The sequence below is a fragment of the Janthinobacterium tructae genome (genome assembly GCF_006517255.1).
GTDB classification, from domain to species: Bacteria; Pseudomonadota; Gammaproteobacteria; order Burkholderiales; family Burkholderiaceae_D; genus Janthinobacterium; species Janthinobacterium tructae.
The window spans coordinates 319522-337788 of sequence record NZ_CP041185.1; the positions used below are offsets into that span (position 1 = coordinate 319522).

Sequence of the window (18267 nt, forward strand, 5' to 3'; positions counted from 1 at the left end):
GCCATGAGCGAATACATCCTTGCGCTGGAAAATATCAGCAAACGTTTCGGCTCCGTCATCGCCCTGCAAAACGTTACCCTGCGCTTGAAACCGGGCGAAGTGCATTGCCTGCTGGGTGACAACGGCGCCGGCAAGTCGACCCTGATCAAGACCCTGGCCGGCGTGCACCGGCCTACCAGCGGGCAATATCTGGTCGACGGCCAGAGCGTCAGCTTCAATTCGCCGAAGGAAGCGCTCGACCTGGGCGTGGCCACCGTCTACCAGGACCTGGCGCTGGTGCCCTTGCTGTCCGTGGCGCGCAATTTCTTCATGGGCCGCGAGCCGATCAAAAAAATGTTCGGCGTGCTGCCCGTGATGGATATGGAGTATGCGGCCACCACGGCGCGCGACAAGCTGGCCGAAATGGGCATCATGGTGCGCGATCCGCACCAGGCCGTGGGCACCATGTCGGGCGGCGAACGCCAGTGCCTGGCGATTGCCCGCGCCATCCACTTCGGCGCGCGCGTGCTGATCCTCGACGAGCCGACGGCCGCGCTGGGCGTGAAGCAGTCGTTCAACGTCCTGAAACTGATCTACAAGGCGCGCGAGCGGGGCTTGTCCGTGATCTTTATTACCCATAATGTGCACCACGCCTACCCTGTGGGCGACTCGTTCACCCTCTTGAACCGGGGCAAGTCGCTGGGCACTTACACCAAGGAAACCGTTTCCAAGGATGAAGTACTCGACATGATGGCGGGCGGTGCGGAAATGCAAACGCTGATGGCTGAACTCGACGGTGTCACGATTTAAGGATAACCATGAATAACCCGACACAATTTGCCCACGGCCGCGCGCTCGACGTGATTTGCCTGGGCCGCCTGGCGGTGGACCTGTATGCGCAGCAAATCGGCAGCCCGCTGGAAGACGCGACGAGTTTCGCCAAGTACCTGGGCGGCTCGTCGGCGAATATCGCCTTCGGCACGGCCCGCCTGGGCTTGAAATCGGCCATGCTGTCGAAAGTGGGCGACGACCACATGGGCCGTTTCCTCACCGATACTTTGTCGAAAGAGGGCTGCGACGTCAGCCATGTGGGCATCGACCGCGACCGCCTCACCGCCCTCGTCATGCTGGGCATCAAGGATAAAAACACCTTCCCCCTGATCTTTTACCGTGAAAATTGCGCCGACATGGCCATCGACCTAGCGTCGGTGGATGCGGCCTTCATTGCCTCGAGCAAAGCGCTCCTGATCACCGGCACGCATTTTTCTACCAGTGCCATGCACGCCGTCAGCACGCAAGCATTGCAATTGGCCCGCGCCAACAACGTGCGCACCGTGCTCGACATCGATTACCGGCCCGTGCTGTGGGGCTTGTCGGGCAAGGCGGACGGTGAAACACGTTTCGTCTCGAACGACGGCGTGACCAGCCATTTGCAGGCGATCCTGCCGCAATTCGACTTGATCGTCGGCACGGAAGAGGAATTCATGATCGCCGGCGGCGGCGCGGACATCATGGCGTCCCTGCGCGCCGTGCGGGCCGCCACCCTGGCGACGCTCGTTGTCAAGCGGGGCCCGCTGGGCAGCGCCGTCATCGACAATGTGGTGCCGGCCAGTTTGGATGACGCGTATAACTACCGTGGCGTGCGCGTGGAAGTGCTCAACGTGCTGGGCGCAGGCGACGCCTTTCTGTCCGGCTTCCTGAAAGGCTGGCTGCGCGGCGAGGATTACGAAGCGTGCTGCCGCTATGCGAATGGCTGCGGCGCCCTCGTCGTATCGCGTCACGGTTGCGCGCCGGCCATGCCGTCGCCAGTCGAACTCGACTATTTCCTGGCCAATGCGGCCAAGCTGACACAGCCGGACCAGGACGCCACCTTGTCGCGCCTGCACCGCACGACGGTCGCACGCCAGCAGTGGGACGAGCTGTGCGTGTTTGCGTTCGACCACCGCACGCAATTTTTTGAGCTGGCGCAACAAACGGGCGCAGCCGAGTCGCGTATCTCGGCCTTGAAGCAATTGATGGTGCAAGCCGTGGCGCAGACGGAAACGGCCTTGCAGCTGGCCGGCAAGACGGGCGTGCTGATCGATGGGCGCTATGGCGTCGATGCGCTCAACGATGCGACGGGGCGCGGCTGGTGGATAGGCCGTCCCGTGGAATTGCCGGGCTCGAACCCGCTGCAATTCGACTGGGGCCGCTCCATCGGTTCGCATCTGCTCAGCTGGCCAAAGGAACACGTGATCAAATGCCTGGTGCAGCTGCATCCGGACGACACCGTGGAAAACCGCCTGGAACAGGAAGCCCAGATCAAGGCCCTGTACGACGCGGCGCAAGTGAGCGGTCACGAACTGCTGTTGGAGGTGATCCCGTCGGAATCCCTGCCGCACAGTGACGATACGGTCTTGCGCGCCGTCAAGCGCCTGTACAACCTGGGTATCTATCCGGAATGGTGGAAGCTGGAAAGCATGTCGGCCAAGCAGTGGCAAGCCATCGACGCCCTCGTGCACGAGCGCGATCCGTATTGCCGTGGCGTTGTCTTGCTGGGTTTGAATGCGCCGATCGAGAAACTGGCTGCCAGTTTTGAGCAGGCCAGTGCCAGCACCACGTGCCGCGGCTTCATGGTGGGCCGCACCATCTTCCAGGAACCGAGCCGCCGCTGGCTGGCTGGCGACCTGGACGATGCGGGCCTGATCGCCGCCGTGCGCGCCAACTTCGAACAACTCATCAGCTTGTGGCAACGCACGCGCAAGCACCTGGAGCGTGCCGCATGAAGACGACGATCCGGTTGACCATGGCGCAAGCCCTGGTGCGCTACCTGGCTGCCTTGCGTACGGAAGACGGTGACGGTACCTTGCTTCCCTTGTTCGGCGGCGCCTTCGCCATCTTTGGCCACGGCAACGTGGCGGGCCTGGGCGAAGCGCTGTACCAGTACCGCGACAGCTTTCCCACGTATCGTGCCCACAACGAGCAGGCGATGGCGCACTCGGCCATAGCCTATGCCAAGGCGCACATGCGCCGGCGCATGATGGCGGTGACCAGTTCCATCGGTCCCGGCGCTACCAATTTGCTGACGGCCGCCGCCCTGGCCCACGTGAACCGCCTGCCGGTATTGCTGTTGCCCGGTGACGTATTCGTCTCGCGTGCGCCGGACCCGGTGCTGCAGCAGCTGGAAGATGGTAGCGACGGCAGCGTCTCGGTCAACGATGCGTTCAAGCCACTGTCGCGTTACTTTGACCGCATCGTGTATCCGGAGCAAGTGCTGACGGCCTTGCCGCGCGCCATTGCCGCCTTGACGGACCCGGCCGCCTGCGGTCCAGTGACCTTGTCGCTGCCGCAAGACGTGCAAACGATGGCGTATGACTACCCCGAGGAGTTCTTTGCGCCGCGCATCGTGCGTTTTCGCGCCTTGCCGCCCGTCGAGCAGGAGCTGGAAGAAGCGGCAGCACTGTTGAAAAACGCCAGACAGCCGCTGATCGTTGCCGGTGGCGGCGTGCTGTACGGCAAGGCCTGCGCCGCCTTGCAGGCGTTTGCCGAGCGGCATGGCATCCCCGTGGCGGAAACCCAGGCCGGCAAGAGTGCCTTGCCGTGGGATCATCCGCTGCAGCTGGGCGCCATCGGCGTGACGGGCTCGCCTGCGGCGAATGCCCTGGCGTTTGATGCGGACATGGTGCTGGCCGTCGGCACGCGCTTGCAGGATTTCACCACGGGCTCGAACTCCCTGTTTGCGCAGGCGCAACTGGTCAGCCTGAACGTCAACAGTTTTGACGCCTTGAAACGCCGTGGCTTGGGCTTGCAGGCGGACGCGACACTCGGCTTGCAGGGCCTGTCGCGGCTGCTGGGCAGCTGGAACAGCGCGGGACAATGGATGGACCGGGCGCAGCAGGCGGGCAAGGCCTGGCGCGCGACGGTGGCATCCATTACCGGGAAAAGGGAAGTGGCCGGCTTGCCGTATGACGGCGAAGTCATCGGCGCCGTGCAGCGTTCATCCGAGGACTCCACCATCCGCGACATCGTCGTCTGCGCGGCAGGCACCTTGCCGGCCGAGCTGCACAAGCTGTGGCGAACGGAAACACCGGGCGGCTACCACATGGAATACGGCTATTCGTGCATGGGTTACGAGATTGCCGGCGGCCTCGGCGTCAAGATGGCGAAACCGGATGCCGAGGTGATCGTCATGCTGGGCGACGGCAGTTACCTGATGATGAATTCGGAAATCGCCACTTCCGTCATGCTGGACAAAAAGCTCATCATCGTCGTGCTCGACAACCGGGGCTATGGCTGCATCAACCGATTGCAGCAGGCGTGCGGCAATGCCTCGTTCAACAATATGTTGCCCGACAGCGCCCCCGTGATCGACTTTGCGCTGCATGCGCAGTCGCTGGGCGCGCTCTCCGAACACGTTGGCAATATCTCCGAACTGGAACAGGCCATGCTGCGCGCCCGGGCAGCTACCCGTACGTATCTGATCTGCATCAATACGGACGACACGCGCACGACAGAAGAGGGTGGTTGCTGGTGGGAAGTGGCCGTGCCCGAGGTCTCCACCCAGCCAGGCGTGCAAGCTGCGCGCGCCCGTTATGAACTTGACCGTCTGAAACAAAGGAATTGAGATGAACACTTGGAATGTCAAGATCGGCATCAACCCGATCTCATGGATGAACGACGATTTGCCCAGCCTGGGCGGCGAGACGCCCCTGGAGACAGCGCTGAAAGAGGGCGCCGAGATCGGCTACGTGGGTTTCGAGCTGGGTAACAAGTTTCCGAAAGATGCTCCGGCTCTGAACGCCGTGCTGGGCAAGTATGGCCTGGCGTGCGTCTCCGGCTGGTATTCTGGCCGCCTGGCGCACCGGTCGGTGGAAGAAGAGATCGCTTCTGTTGGCCCTCATTTACGGCTGCTTGCCGACAGCGGCGCGACCGTCATGGTGTACGGGGAAGTGGCCGACGCCATCCAGGGCGAAGCGCGCCCCTTGTACAAACGCCCGCGTTTCCAGACGCAGCAGCAATGGCAGGCCTATGCCGACAAATTGACGGTGTTTGCCAGGCACTTGCTCGATAACGGCGTGCGCCTGGCGTATCACCACCACATGGGCGCCTATGTGGAAACCCCGGCCGACGTGGATCAACTGATGGCCCTGACGGGGGGCGAGGTCGGTTTGCTGTTTGATACGGGTCATATCACCTTTGCCGGTGGCGATGCGCTGGCGGTGCTCAACAAGCATATCGATCGCATCTGCCACGTGCATTGCAAGGACGTGCGCCCGAACGTGGTGAAACTGGCCCGCAACGGCCACTGGAGTTTCCTGCAGGCCGTCATCAATGGCGCCTTCAGCGTGCCCGGCGACGGCAGCATCGACTTCCCGGCCATCCTGACGCGCTTGTATCTGCATGGCTATGAAGGCTGGCTGGTGGTGGAAGCGGAGCAAGACCCGGCTGTCGCGCCCAGTTACCAGTACGCGAAGATGGGCCACGATTACCTGGCCCAGCTCGTCGAGGCGATTCCCCACCTGGGCCGGGAGGCGGCATGAGCCCGCTGCTGGTCAAGGCAAAGTCCGGTTCCACCATCGTCGAGGTGACACCGGCGTCCGCCGGCTGGACGCATGTGGGCTTTGCCGCCCACCGCCTGGCTGCCGGCGAGCACATCAGCCTGGAGACGGGCCAGCGCGAACTGTGCATCGTCGTGCTGACGGGCACGGTCACCGTGCAGGCGGGCGAGCAGCGCTGGGAAGCCATCGGCAAGCGCGCCAGCGTCTTCGAGAACGTCTCGCCCTACGCCGTGTATGTGCCGCTCGATACTCAGGTCAGCATCACGGCCGTGAGCGCCGCCGAAGTGGCCCTGTGCAGCGCGCCGGCCACCACGCATCGTCCGGCGCGCCTGATCGAACCGGCCAGCATGACGCGCTCCGTGCGCGGCCAGGGTGCCAATACGCGCTATGTGTGCGACATCCTGCCGCAGACGGAGGAAGCGGACGGCTTGCTGGTGGTCGAGGTGGTCACGCCGTCCGGCCACTCGTCGAGCTATCCGCCGCATAAACACGATAGCGACAATGTGCCGCTGGAAAGTTCGCTGGAAGAAACGTATTACCACCGCCTCAATCCGGAGCAGGGCTTTGCGTACCAAAGAGTCTACACGGATGACCGTTCCATCGACGAAGCCATGGCCGTGGAAAACCACGATGTGGTGATGGTGCCCAGGGGTTACCACCCCGTCACCGTGCCGTATGGCTATGACGGCTATTACCTGAATGTGATGGCGGGGCCGAAACGCGTGTGGCACTTTAAAAACGACCCGGCCCATGAGTGGCTGATGCATACCAAATAGAGGATTCAAGATGACAACGCAACAGATCGGCCACTTTATCGGTGGCAACCCCATGGCTTCGCGCTCCGAGCGCACGAGCGATGTGTTCAATCCCGCCACAGGTGCCGTCACGGCGAAGGTGTCGCTGGCGACTGCCGCCGAGCTGAACGCGGCCGTGGCCGCCGCCCATGCGGCCTTTCCCGCCTGGTCGCAAACCTCGCCCCTGCGCCGCGCACGGGTCATGTTCAAGTTCAAGGAATTGCTGGAAGAGCATGCGGATCAATTGGCCGCCCTGATCACGGCCGAACACGGCAAGGTGTTTACCGATGCCAAAGGGGAAGTGACGCGCGGCATCGAAGTGGTGGAGTTTGCCTGCGGCATTCCGCAGATGATGAAGGGCGAGTACAGCGAGCAGGTGGCCGGCGGCATCGACGCCTGGTCGATCCGCCAGGCGCTCGGTGTCTGCGTCGGCATCACGCCGTTCAATTTCCCCGTGATGGTGCCGATGTGGATGTTCCCGATGGCGATTGCTTGCGGCAATACGTTCGTACTCAAACCGTCGGAGCGCGACCCGTCGGCCAGCCTGCTGCTGGCGCAGCTGTTGACGGATGCAGGCTTGCCCGATGGCGTCTTCAACGTGGTGCAGGGCGACAAGGAAGCCGTGGACGGCTTGCTGCACCATCCGGATGTGCGCGCCGTCAGCTTTGTCGGCTCCACGCCGATCGCCGAATACATCTACGCCACGGGCTGCGCGCAGGGCAAGCGCGTGCAAGCGCTGGGCGGGGCGAAAAATCACATGGTCGTCATGCCCGACGCCGATATTCCCCAGACGGTCGATGCCCTGATGGGCGCGGCTTTTGGCTCGGCGGGCGAGCGCTGCATGGCCATTTCTGTCGTCGTGGCGGTCGGCAATGTGGCGGACCAGCTGGTCGAAGCGCTGGTGCCGCGCATCGCAGCACTCAAGATTACGCAGGGCATGGATTTGTCGGCGGAAATGGGGCCGGTTGTCACGCAAGTGCACAAGGAGAAGATCGCCGGCTACATCGCCACCGGCGTCAAGGAAGGCGCCAAGCTGGTCAGTGATGGACGCGGTTTCGTGCTGCCCGGCCATGAAAACGGCTTTTTCCTCGGCGGCAGCCTGTTCGACCATGTCACGCCCGAGATGACCATCTATAAAGAGGAAATCTTCGGCCCTGTCCTGTGTATCGTGCGCGTGCCCGATTTTACGACGGCGCTGGACCTGGTCAACGCCCACGAATATGGCAACGGCACGGCAATTTACACGCGCGATGGCAACACGGCGCGCGAATACACGCACCGGGTGCAGGTGGGGATGGTCGGCGTCAACGTGCCGATTCCCGTGCCGATGGCCTTCCACAGCTTCGGCGGCTGGAAGCGCAGCCTGTTCGGCGACCATCACGCGCATGGCCCGGAATCCGTGCGTTTCTACACGAAACAGAAGGCGGTGACCCAGCGCTGGCCAGCCTCGACGGCTGCTGGCGCCGAATTTGCCATGCCGACCCTCAAGTAAAACGCAAAACCATCTGGTTCGCTTCTTGCTTACTGCAATGGTTAATCATTTAGCCATTGCAGATCGCTCCCATGACGTCCAGCCGTACCCAGCCTTTGCGCATCGTTGTCGTCAACACCATCGTCGAGCATGGCGTGCACGCGGACACGGCATTGGCTGCCCAAGTGCTGCGCGGCAATGCCTTGCGCATCGGCTTGCTGGAATCGGGTTTCGACATCGTCGCCTCGCTGCCAGCCGACCTCTACCTTCCCGAGCGCATCGCGCAACTGCAGCCTGACCTCATCATCATCGATGCCGAATCGGACGCGCGCGACGTGCTCGAACACATCGTCATCGCCACGCGCGACGAGCGCCGCCCCATCGTCCTGTTTACGGAAGACGGCGCCACGGCCAGCATCGACGCGGCCATGGCGGCCGGCGTATCCGCCTACATCGTCGCCGGCCTGCAGGCCGAGCGCATTCAACCCGTGCTGAACGTGGCCCTGGCGCGCTTTCGCCAGGAAGAAAAACTCCGCGCCGAATTGCTCGACACGCGGCACAAGCTGCTGGAACGCAAGGTGATCGAACGGGCCAAGGGCCTGTTGATGACGCATCAGGGCTTGACGGAAGAGCAGGCTTACCAGCGGCTGCGCAGCATGGCGATGAATAAAAAGCTGAAGCTGGCGGAAATTGCCCAGCGCATCCTCGACGTGGAGGACTTGCTGGGATGAGTCGATGTGGTGCAATGCACCACATCAGTGCGTACTTGCCTGTCAGTAGCTGGCACGCAAGATCAGCGCCGCGCTGCGTGGTTCTCCATAGAAATTGCCATTACTGGAGCGGCCCATGGTGCGGTAATAGGTTTTGTCGAAGACATTATTGATATTGACGCTGGCGCTCCAGTGGCGGTCGATTCGGTATTGCGCCATGGCATTCCAGACGGCATAGCTTGCCTGTGTATAGTTGAATGGCACGGCAGGGCCGTTGAACTTGCCTGTGGCCGCATTCCAGCTGGCAGCCGTGCCTTGCGCGTATTGCTTGCTCTGCATGGTTGCACCGGCGCCCAGTTTCCAGGCGGAAGCCTCCCCGGGCAATTGCCAGCTGCCCCACAGCTTGAGCGCATGCCTGGGCGTGATCGTGCTGAAAACGGCCTTGTCTGTTTCATTGCTGTTGTGGTTGTAGGTATAGCCGCCGGACAATTGCACGCCAGCGGCCACTTCACCGTTGACTTCCATTTCCACGCCTTGGCTGACGACCTTGCCGGAAGCCAGGTAGCAGCAATTGCTGGAAAATAGGGCGGACTGTTCTTCATAGCGGGGATCGTTGACGGCCCGGCCATCCTGCACGATGCGGTACAGGGCCAGTGCCGTATTGAGCTTGCCGCCCAACAGTTCCCCTTTCAGGCCCAGTTCGCTATTTGCACCGCGCATGGGGCGTAATCCCGTGCCCGGCGCGGGGCCAGCCTTGAAGTCTGCTTGCGGCTTGAATATTTGCGCGTGGCTTGCATAGGCCGACCACTCGTGATTGATATCGTGCATGAAGCCGATGAAAGGGGTGACCTTGGTCGGCTCCGCGTATTGCGTCAAACCTGAAGTGTCCCAGATGCCCGTGTCCGTATCGAGTTCGCGATAGTGCTGGCGGTAACGGTAGCGGTTGACCCGCGCGCCTGCGATCAGCTTACTGCCTTCGGCCACGTCCAGGCGTAAGGTGGCGTAGGCGCCATACTGGGTCTGGCCCCAGGGATCGTAGTCGCGTTCAACGGGGCCATACACAGGTTTGGGAAAAGGGGTATTTCCTGGGTGAAACAAATCTCCCGGCGTGCCGTTGCCTTCCAGCGGATAGCTGGCCACCCAGCTGCTGGTGACTTTCTGGCCATCAATGCCGGCCAGTACTTCATGCGTACGGCCGAACCAGTCGAAGGCGCCGCTGACGTTGATATCGAGCAGTTGTTGCTTGTTATGGTATTGCGTGTGGCCGCTTTGCCAGCGGCCGCCCGTCAAGGTTTGCGGATCAATGGCGCCCAGGATGAAACCATCATCCGTCGCGCCGGCCTGGCGCATCTGCGCAGCATTCGCGCGCAGGGTCCAGCGCTGTGCCAGGCGCCAGGTCAGCTTGGCAAACAGTTCTCTCGAGGTGGAATCGACGCCGGCCCAGTCGGCCATCGCGCCCGTGTTGCGGGGCAAGTGCAGCTCGGCGCCCGTACTGTAGCGGGGCAAGCCCGGCCAGGTTCCCCGGTCATGCGTGCGCTGTTCGCGAGCGCCGATGGCCAGTACGGCACCGGGTGCGATATCGGCTTCCAGTACGCCATAGATGAGCGGCTTTTCCGTCGCGCGGATGGCCGTGAAGTATTTACGGTTTTCATAGGCGACGACGACGCGTCCGCGCAACTTGCCGTCGAACGCCAGCGGGCCGGAAGCATCGAGGTCGCTGCGGTAATTGTTCCAGCTGCCGGCCGCTACGCTGGCATTGAACTGCGGCGCGGCAGTAGGCATCTTGCGCACGAGATTGACGGCGCCGCCTGGATTGCCTGTGCCGTTCAGCAAACCCGCCGCGCCGCGCAGGATTTCCACACGATCATATTCCGCCAGGTCGGCCGCGATGCTGGCGGAAAAGCCCGTATCCATGGGGGCACCGCCATCGAGCTGGTAGCTACTGATTTCAAAGCCACGCGCATACAGCTTTTGTATCAGGAAAGTATTGTCCTGTACGGTGATGCCGACGGCTTGTTCGGCTGCCTTGCTCAAGTCGCTGATATTCTGGTCGTCGAGGCGCTGGCGCGTCAGCACCGAGACTGTTTGCGGGTGTTCGCGCAAGGATTGGGCCGTTTTGCCTATGGTAATGACAGGCGTGGTATACGAAGCCGTACCTTCCGTTTCGCCGTCGCGCCTGCCCGTCACGCGGATTTCACGCATGCTGATTTCCGTTGCCTGCGGCGCAGCCGCCGCCTCGCGCAACACATAATTGCCGTCGCCAAGTTGCTCCGCTTCCCAGCCGCTCCCTTGCAGCAATTGCGCATAAGCCTGGTCGACTGTGTAGTTGCCGTGCAAGCCAGGCGAACTCAGGCCGGCCAGCTGCGTGGCATCGAAGGCGATGGCGACACCGGCCGTGCTGGCATAACGGCTGATGGTGGCGCCCAGTGGCCCGGCGGGAATGGCGACGTTGCGGGCGGTGCTGGTGGCGTCAGCAGACGCGACGGCTGGAGTGAGTAATGGCGCGGTGGCCAGCATGGCCAGCAGGACGGAGTGTACAGCGTGGGCGACGGCGGTGCGGCGCGCGATACTTGGTGCGGCGGTCATGGAATTCCTTCAGGGTTAACGCGTCTTTCAGGACGCTTGCAGGAAGGAGGTCGGATCAGCGGCAAAAAAAGTGCACGCTTTGGGAATATATTTTTCAGGCGGGCAGCACGCGTACCCAGAAACGCGTGTGCATCACGATGTGCAGCGGGAAGCCGTTGGCCAGCACTTGCAGGGCGCGGTCGCTATCTGCCAGCGGGAAGTTGCCCGATATGCGCAGGTCGGCCACGCGCGGATCGCATTGCAGTACGCCACGACGGTAGCGTCCCAGTTCAGCCAGCAAGCGAGACAGTGGCATGTTGTCAACCAATAAACTGCCGTTTTGCCACGCGCCCGCGCCGAATGCTGCCGGCATGGGGCCTTGCATGGCGCCATCGGCGCCGATGCGCAATTGCTGCTCCGCTTGCACCAGCATGGGGCGCTGCTGTCCGCTGCGCACTTCCACGGCCTTTTCCAGTACGGTGACCAGCGTGCCGGCATGATCGCTGCGCACGAGGAAGCGCGTACCGAGCGCGCGGATGCGGCCATGTGGCGTATCTACCAGGAAAGGCCGGGCGCCATAGCCGATGGCCAGGTGGGGATCGGCGACCGTGCCGATGAAAATTTCACCCCTGCGCAACAGCAGGCGGCGCTGCGCCTCGTCATAGGCCAGGTCCACGGCGCTATCCGTATTGAGCACGAGGCGCGAGCCGTCGGGCAAAATCAGGCGTCGCTGTTCGCCCGTTGCCGTGGATATGTCGGCCAGCATGGCCAGCCGCCATTCCCGCGCGGCGGGCTGGCGCCAGCCATGCCATGCGAGGCCGCCGGCACCCAGCACGGCCAGGGTGCCGCGCAGCACGCCACGGCGCGATAGCTGCGCAAGCCCGGTTTGTGCCGCAGCCTGCAAGGCTGGCGCGGCCAAGGCACCGGGCACGCTGCCCAGTTGCCGTTGCATCGCTTCGATGCGTTGCCAGGCGGCGCCGTGGGCGGGGTGTACGTCGCGCCAGCGCTGCCAGCGCAACCGGTCTTCCGGCGTGACGTGGCCCGAGCACAGGCGCGCATACCAGGCGGCCGCCGCGCGCAGTGCGCGCAACTCCATGCCGGACAGGCCGCCTGCGCTCATGCTTCGAGCGCCGCTTGCAGCAGGCATACCTGCAGCACGGCCTTCGCCATGTAGTTGTTCACGCTGCGCAGGCTGATGCTGAGCTCCTGCGCAATGCAGGCATAGCTGAGGCCCTCGAATTGCGACAGGATGAAGACTTGCTTGACTTTCGCCCCCAGGCCGTCGAGCAGCGCATCGATCTCGTGCAGTGTTTCCAGCACGATGGCGCGCGCCTCGCACGATAGTTCCTGTGCTTGCGGCCATTGCGCCAAGGTTTCCAGGTAAGCCTGTTCCAGCGCGCGGCGGCGGTAATGATCGACCACGACTCTGCCGGCGATGGTCGCCAGGTAGCTGCGCGGTTCGCGGATGGCTTGCGCATTGCGGTCGACCAGCAGGCGCACGAAAGTGTCATGCGCCAGGTCGGCGACATCGCCCATATTGCCCAGGCGTGCGCGCAGCCAGCCTTTCAGCCAGCCGAGGTGTGCGCCGTAGAGCGTGCCGACAGGGTGGGAGGAAAGGGGGAGCGGGGCGGGCATGGGGGCGTGGCGGTCGTGAATGGAGAGGTCTTGAATCTAAATGGGAATTGTTCTCATTTTAACGAGGAAGGGTGCTTTGTGCAATGAGGCCGTGGCTAGCCCATCCATTCCGGCCGGCCACGGCACGCTTTTGGTGCATATTTAACTCGCGCGTCTGGCACGGCTCTTGCTGGCTAAAGCACAGGGGCGCGGTTTGCGCAGGGAATGGTCAGCGGTATGTCGCAAAGTTAAGTAAGGACGCGGGTATGACAGAGGGAAAGGGCGCAAGCGCCCAGGTGATGCGCTCCATGCATCCGGAAATACAGACGATACGCATCGGCTACCTGCCGCTGGCCGATTGCGCCTCGCTGGTGATGGCCTCAAAGCTGGGCCTGGATGAAAAATACGGCATCAAGATCGAACTGAGCCGGGAGATGTCGTGGGCCGGCGTGCGCGACAAATTGAATAACGGCGAACTCGATGCGGCCCACGTGTTGTACGGTCTCGTGTATGGCGTGCAGATGGGCATCGGCGGGCAGCAGCGCGACATGGCCGTGCTGATGAACCTCAATCACAGCGGCCAGGCCGTCACCCTGTCGGCGGCGCTGGCGCGCGAGGGCGCCCACGATGGCCCCACCTTGGCGCGCTACATGCGCGGCGCAGCGCGGCCGTTTGCGTTTGCGCATACTTTCCCGACCGGCAACCACGCGATGCTGCTGCAATACTGGCTGGCCGCGCATGGCATCGATCCGCTGCGCGACGCGCGCGTGATGACGGTGCCGCCGTCGCAGATGGTGGCGGCCCTGCGCGCGGGCCAGATGGACGGCTTTTGCGCGGGCGAACCGTGGGGCTACAAGGCCATCGTCGATGGCGTGGGCGTGACGGCCGCCAGCAGCGGCGCCATCTGGCCCGACCATCCGGGCAAGGTGCTGGGCACCAGCGCCGCGTTTGCGCGCCAGTATCCGAACAGCTGCCGCGCCCTGATCGCCGCCGTGCTTGAGGCGGGCCGCTGGATCGACGCCAGCGACACCAACCGGCTGGCCATGGCGGCCACCCTGGCCGAGCCCGCTTATCTGAATACACCGCAGGAAATGCTGGCGCCGCGCATCCTCGGTCACTACCAGGATGGCCTGGGCAAGACCTGGGACGAGACGCACGGTTTGAAGTTCTATGCTGAGGGCGCCGTGAATTTCCCCTGCCTGTCCGACGGCATGTGGTTCATGACCCAGCACCGGCGCTGGGGCTTGCTGCGCGACGAACCCGACTACCTGGCGGTGGCAAGGCAAGTCAACCGCATCGACCTGTACCGCCAGGCGGCGGACATGACGGCTACTCCCTTGCCGGCATCCTCCATGCGCAGCTCGACCCTGTGCGACGGCGTCGTGTGGGACGGCAGCGCGCCGGAAGCGTACGCGGCATCATTTGCCATCGGCCATTTTTTCTGATTGGAGACTGCAGCATGGCGCAAATTGGAAGCGTGACCCTGGTCGGCGCCGGTCCCGGCGACCCGGACCTGTTGACATTAAAAGCGGTGAAGGCCATCGCGCGGGCCGACGTGGTGCTGATTGACGACCTCGTCAATCCAGCCATCCTCGCGCATGCGGCACAAGGCGTGCGCGTGGTCGAGGTGGGCAAGCGGGGCGGCTGCGCTTCCACGCCGCAAGCGTTCATCGAGCGCCTGATGCTGGCCGAGGCGCGTGCCGGCCAGCATGTGGTGCGCCTGAAAGGGGGCGATCCCTATCTGTTCGGGCGTGGCGGCGAAGAGCGCGCCTACCTGCGCAGTCACGGCGTGGCCGTCGAGGTAATCCCCGGTATCAGCAGCGGCCTGGCCGCGCCATCGTCCATCGGCGTGCCGCTGACGCACCGCAGCTGGAGCCAGGGCGCGATCTTCGTCACGGGCCATGGCAAGGATAGCGCTTCGGAGCCGAACTGGGCAGCATTGGCGCAAAGCGGCCTGACCCTGGTCATCTACATGGGCGTGGCGCGGGTGGCGGCCATCCAGGCGGGCTTGCTGGCCGGCGGCATGGCGCCCGGCACGCCCGTCGCCGTGGTGCAATCGGCCAGCTTGCCGGCGCAGCGCGAATTGCTGAGCACTTTGCGCGATTTGCCCGCCGACTTGCTGGCCAGCGGCCTGGGCAGCCCCAGCATCATCGTCGTGGGCGAGGTGGTGCGCTGCGCTGATGCCTGGGATGCGCATGGCGCCGGCGCCTTGCTGGCCGCCGCCGTCTGACTTTAACGGACAGGCAGGCCCACGGGCCGGATGGGCGCCGCGCCGCCGCCACGGAATTTCAACGAGGCGCAGATGAAGGCAAACTGGCAGATCCTGTCGCGCAGTGTTTTCCAGGGCAACCATAGTACGCGCTTTTTTTCGTGTCCGGATGCGTCGGGCAGGGGCTTTGATAGTATCCTCGTACTTGCTGGGCGGCGCGGCGCCGCACATTCGAGGAAACCGGAATAAGCGATCGACAATGCACACTTTGAGCAAGGGCGGGGCGGGATCAGGCATCAGAATCTGGGCAGGCGGCCTGTTGCTGGCCTTGGCGGTGGGCGGCGCCTTGTATGCGGGCGCGGTGCGCACGGTCAATGACGACGCCGAACAGCGTTTCGACAACCTCACGCACGGTGCCCAGCATAGCCTGGCCACGCGCGTCAAAAGCTATTCCGACCTGCTGCGTGGCCTCGAAGCGCTGTTTCGCACCAGCGAGCAGCTGACGCGCCGCCAGTTCCACGATTACGTGGCCGGCCTCGATATCGCGCGCCAGTTCCCCGCCATCGAATCGGTCAATTATGCGGTGGCGCTGACGCAGGCGCAGCGCGCGGCCTATGTCGCCGATGTGCGCAGTGACACCAGCATGGCGCCGCGCGGCTATCCCGCTTTCACCATCCGCCCGCCCGGCGAGCGGCCCGAATACACAGTGCTCACTTACCTGGAGCCCGATTCGCTGCTGGCCGAACGCATGGGCGTCGATATCGGCGCCAACCCGCTGGTGGCGCAAGCCCTGGCGCAGTCGCGCGACAGCGGCGAAGTCAGCGCGTCGGGGCAGGTGATCATGATCAAGGGACCGCCCGCGCATGTGGGCCTGGGCATGCGCCTGCCCGTGTACCGCAATGGCATGCCGCAAGGCAGCGTGGCCGAGCGCCGCGCCGCCTACCAGGGGTCCGTGGGCATCGGCTTTGGCGTGGCGCAGCTGGTGCACAGCGCGCTCGAACGCAGCGTCCTGGAACCGCTGCACCTGACTCTGTACAGCGCGGTCGAACCTCTGCCGGCCCAAGGCGTCCTGCGCATCGCGCCGCAGGACCGTCTGCTGTTCAACGATGACGGCGACCTGGCGGCAACGCCGCCGCAACCGGGCGGCGATGCCGCGTATTTCGACCAGGTCCTGCCCATCGCGTATCAGGGGGGCGTATGGAAAGCCCATTTTCGCATGCGCAAGGCGGAGCTGTACAGCCCCTTTGACCGCTATTTCCCGTGGCTGGCGCTGGGCGTCGGCGTGGCCGGTACCCTGCTCATTTATGGCTACATCTTTACCCTGTACCGTTCGCGCCGCAACGCGGTGGCGCAGCGCACCCTGCTCGATACGGTGCTCGACAGCGTCGATGCCTACGTCTACATGAAGGATGCCGACCTGCGCTACCGCTACGTGAATGCGCGCACGGCGAAGATGTTGGGCCGCTCGGCGGAGCAGTTGATCGGCCGCCAGGATGGCGAGTTGACGCTCGGCGATGCGGCCGCCGCCGCCCAGCTGACCGAACGCCAGGTCTTCGACAGCGGCGCCAAATTCGTCGGCGAAGAGCGCTTCGTCGATGCGCAGGGCCAGGTGCACCATCTGTGGAGCGTGAAGGTGCCGCTGGGCTTGCCCGGTCCCGTCACGGGCCTGATCGGCCTGTCCACCGATGTGACGGAACTGCACCGCCTGAAGGAGCAGGCCGACGCTGCCAGCCAGGCCAAGAGCGACTTCCTGTCGAACATGAGCCATGAAATCCGCACGCCGATGAACAGCATCATCGGCATGGCGCACCTGGCGCTGAAATCGGTGGCCGATGCGCGCCAGCGCGATTATCTGCAAAAAATCTTTCATTCGGGCCAGCATTTGCTGGGCCTGATCAACGACATCCTCGATTTTTCCAAGATCGAGGCGGGCAAGCTGGAGCTGGAAGTGCTGGACTTCCGTCTCGACACCCTGCTGGAGAATATCGCCAGCCAGCTCGGCGATGCGGCCGCCGTCAAGGGCCTGGCGCTGCAGTTCGATATCGCGTCCGGGCTGCCGCAGCGCTGGCGCGGCGATCCGCTGCGCCTGGAGCAGGTCTTGCTGAACCTGACCAGCAACGCCATCAAGTTTTCCGACAATGGCAGCATCTACGTGCGCGTGCGCCAGTCGGAGGAACGCGGCAGCCACGCCATGCTGCGCTTCGAAGTGCAGGACCGGGGCATCGGCATGAAGCAGGAAGAAGTGGCGCAGCTGTTCCGTTCCTTCCACCAGGCCGACCCCTCGACCACGCGCAAGTATGGCGGCAGCGGCCTGGGGCTGGTGATCAGCAAGCAGCTGGTTGAACTCATGGGCGGCAAGGTGGGCGTGTACAGCCAGCCGGGCCAGGGCAGCACCTTCTGGTTCACGGCGCGCCTGGAGAAAAGCGTGCAAGCGGGCGATGAGCGCATCGCCGAAGTCGAGCCCGACGTCCTGGGTGTGATCCGTGGCGCATCCATCCTGCTGGTGGAAGATAACGTCTTCAGCCAGCAGGTGGGCTGCGAATTGCTGGAAGACGCCGGCGCCACCGTCTGCATCGCCTGCAATGGCCGCGAAGCGCTGGAATTGCTGGCCCACCAGCGCTATGACTGCGTGCTGATGGACGTGCAGATGCCGGAGATGGACGGCTTCGAAGCGACGCGCCGCATCCGCGCCGACCCCAGGCTCAGCGGTTTGCTGGTGATCGCCATGACGGCCAATGCGGGCAGCGAAGACCGCGCCCGCTGCCTGGCGGCCGGCATGGATGAATTCGTGACCAAGCCGATCGCCCCGAATCTGCTGTTTCACCTGCTGGCGAAATGGTTTCGCCTGCGTGGCGGTATTGGCGGCATCGGCGGCATCGGCAGCCTTGGTCATGCGCGCGTGGGCGACAGGCTGGCGGCGCTGCCGAAAGCGTCGCCATCGGCCGCCGCGCCGGACTTGCGCGACATGGCCGTCCTCGATCTGGCCACCCTGGCGCTCACGTTCAGCAATGACGCCGTGAAGATGCGCAAATACACCCAGCTGTTTCTCGATACGGCGCGTGACGGCATCGCTGAAATGGAGCAGGCCATGGCGCTGGAAGACCTGGGGCGCCTGGCCGACCTGGGACACCGCAGCAAATCATCGGCGCTGGCCGTGGGCGCCCATGCCTTCGCCAGCCTGTGTGTGTCGATCGAAGGCTTGCGCCTGGGCGGCGACCTGCAACAGGCGCGCGCCTTGCTGACGGCCCTGGGGCCTGCGCTGGCGCAGGTGGCCGAACAAATTTCAATGGAATTTGCCGTCAGCGACGCCCCCTGACGCAGGCAGCGGCGATAATATGCCTTTGACGTCTCCGGCCACCTTGCCAGAGACGCGGCAACCCATCGGATC

The 18267-nt window shown here is 63.9% G+C and carries 13 protein-coding genes; 10 read left to right on the forward strand and 3 right to left on the reverse strand.

Annotated elements, in window-relative coordinates; all coding sequences use genetic code 11:
* Window positions 1–3: 3 nt before the first annotated feature.
* The 7 genes from FJQ89_RS01450 to FJQ89_RS01480 all read left to right on the forward strand — a co-directional run bounded on the left by FJQ89_RS01450 (window position 4) and on the right by FJQ89_RS01480 (window position 8512).
* The gene (locus tag FJQ89_RS01450; RefSeq protein WP_071077878.1) at window positions 4–789 is read left to right on the forward strand and encodes an ATP-binding cassette domain-containing protein; all 786 of its coding nucleotides are present in this window, start codon (window positions 4–6) and stop codon (window positions 787–789) included.
* Between the two features lie 8 nt (window positions 790–797).
* Window positions 798–2744, forward strand: a complete 1947-nt coding sequence (locus tag FJQ89_RS01455; protein ID WP_141168745.1) for a bifunctional 5-dehydro-2-deoxygluconokinase/5-dehydro-2-deoxyphosphogluconate aldolase — start codon at window positions 798–800, stop codon at window positions 2742–2744.
* Window positions 2741–4582: a 3D-(3,5/4)-trihydroxycyclohexane-1,2-dione acylhydrolase (decyclizing) gene (iolD, locus tag FJQ89_RS01460; protein ID WP_141168746.1), complete on the forward strand. Its 1842-nt coding sequence runs from the start codon at window positions 2741–2743 to the stop codon at window positions 4580–4582. Before FJQ89_RS01455 ends, iolD begins: the two co-directional genes overlap by 4 nt.
* Window position 4583: 1 nt before the next feature.
* On the forward strand, window positions 4584–5498 hold the full coding sequence (gene iolE / locus FJQ89_RS01465) for a myo-inosose-2 dehydratase (RefSeq protein ID WP_141168747.1): 915 nt from the start codon (window positions 4584–4586) through the stop codon (window positions 5496–5498).
* Window positions 5495–6292, forward strand: a complete 798-nt coding sequence (iolB, locus tag FJQ89_RS01470) for a 5-deoxy-glucuronate isomerase (RefSeq protein ID WP_141168748.1) — start codon at window positions 5495–5497, stop codon at window positions 6290–6292. The genes iolE and iolB overlap by 4 nt, the downstream gene beginning before the upstream one ends.
* Before the next feature lie 10 nt (window positions 6293–6302).
* Complete coding sequence (locus FJQ89_RS01475) at window positions 6303–7802, forward strand: CoA-acylating methylmalonate-semialdehyde dehydrogenase (protein ID WP_141168749.1); 1500 nt, start codon at window positions 6303–6305, stop codon at window positions 7800–7802.
* Between the two features lie 71 nt (window positions 7803–7873).
* Window positions 7874–8512 (forward strand): ANTAR domain-containing response regulator, encoded by a 639-nt coding sequence (locus tag FJQ89_RS01480; protein ID WP_141168750.1) that lies wholly within the window; start codon window positions 7874–7876, stop codon window positions 8510–8512.
* Between the two features lie 42 nt (window positions 8513–8554).
* Here the strand turns inward: FJQ89_RS01480 and FJQ89_RS01485 are convergent, their stop codons facing one another.
* From FJQ89_RS01485 to FJQ89_RS01495, 3 genes are all read right to left on the reverse strand, one after another.
* Complete coding sequence (locus FJQ89_RS01485) at window positions 8555–11077, reverse strand: TonB-dependent siderophore receptor (RefSeq protein ID WP_141168751.1); 2523 nt, start codon at window positions 11075–11077, stop codon at window positions 8555–8557.
* Window positions 11078–11171: 94 nt separating this feature from the next.
* Window positions 11172–12176 carry a FecR domain-containing protein gene (locus tag FJQ89_RS01490; RefSeq protein ID WP_141168752.1) on the reverse strand — a complete coding sequence of 335 codons (1005 nt, stop codon included), beginning with the start codon at window positions 12174–12176 and terminating at the stop codon, window positions 11172–11174.
* Window positions 12173–12691, reverse strand: coding sequence for a sigma-70 family RNA polymerase sigma factor (locus FJQ89_RS01495; RefSeq protein ID WP_141168753.1), 519 nt, complete (start codon window positions 12689–12691; stop codon window positions 12173–12175). Before FJQ89_RS01495 ends, FJQ89_RS01490 begins: the two co-directional genes overlap by 4 nt.
* 245 nt (window positions 12692–12936) lie before the next feature.
* Here FJQ89_RS01495 and FJQ89_RS01500 point away from each other — a divergent pair, with 245 nt between their 5' ends.
* The 3 genes from FJQ89_RS01500 (at window position 12937) to FJQ89_RS01510 (ending at window position 18195) form a co-directional block, all read left to right on the forward strand.
* Window positions 12937–14115, forward strand: coding sequence for a CmpA/NrtA family ABC transporter substrate-binding protein (locus FJQ89_RS01500; protein ID WP_141168754.1), 1179 nt, complete (start codon window positions 12937–12939; stop codon window positions 14113–14115).
* A 14-nt stretch (window positions 14116–14129) separates the two neighbouring features.
* Complete coding sequence (gene cobA, locus FJQ89_RS01505; protein ID WP_141168755.1) at window positions 14130–14900, forward strand: uroporphyrinogen-III C-methyltransferase; 771 nt, start codon at window positions 14130–14132, stop codon at window positions 14898–14900.
* 238 nt (window positions 14901–15138) lie between these two features.
* Complete coding sequence (locus tag FJQ89_RS01510; protein WP_141168756.1) at window positions 15139–18195, forward strand: CHASE domain-containing protein; 3057 nt, start codon at window positions 15139–15141, stop codon at window positions 18193–18195.
* Window positions 18196–18267 lie beyond the last annotated feature (72 nt).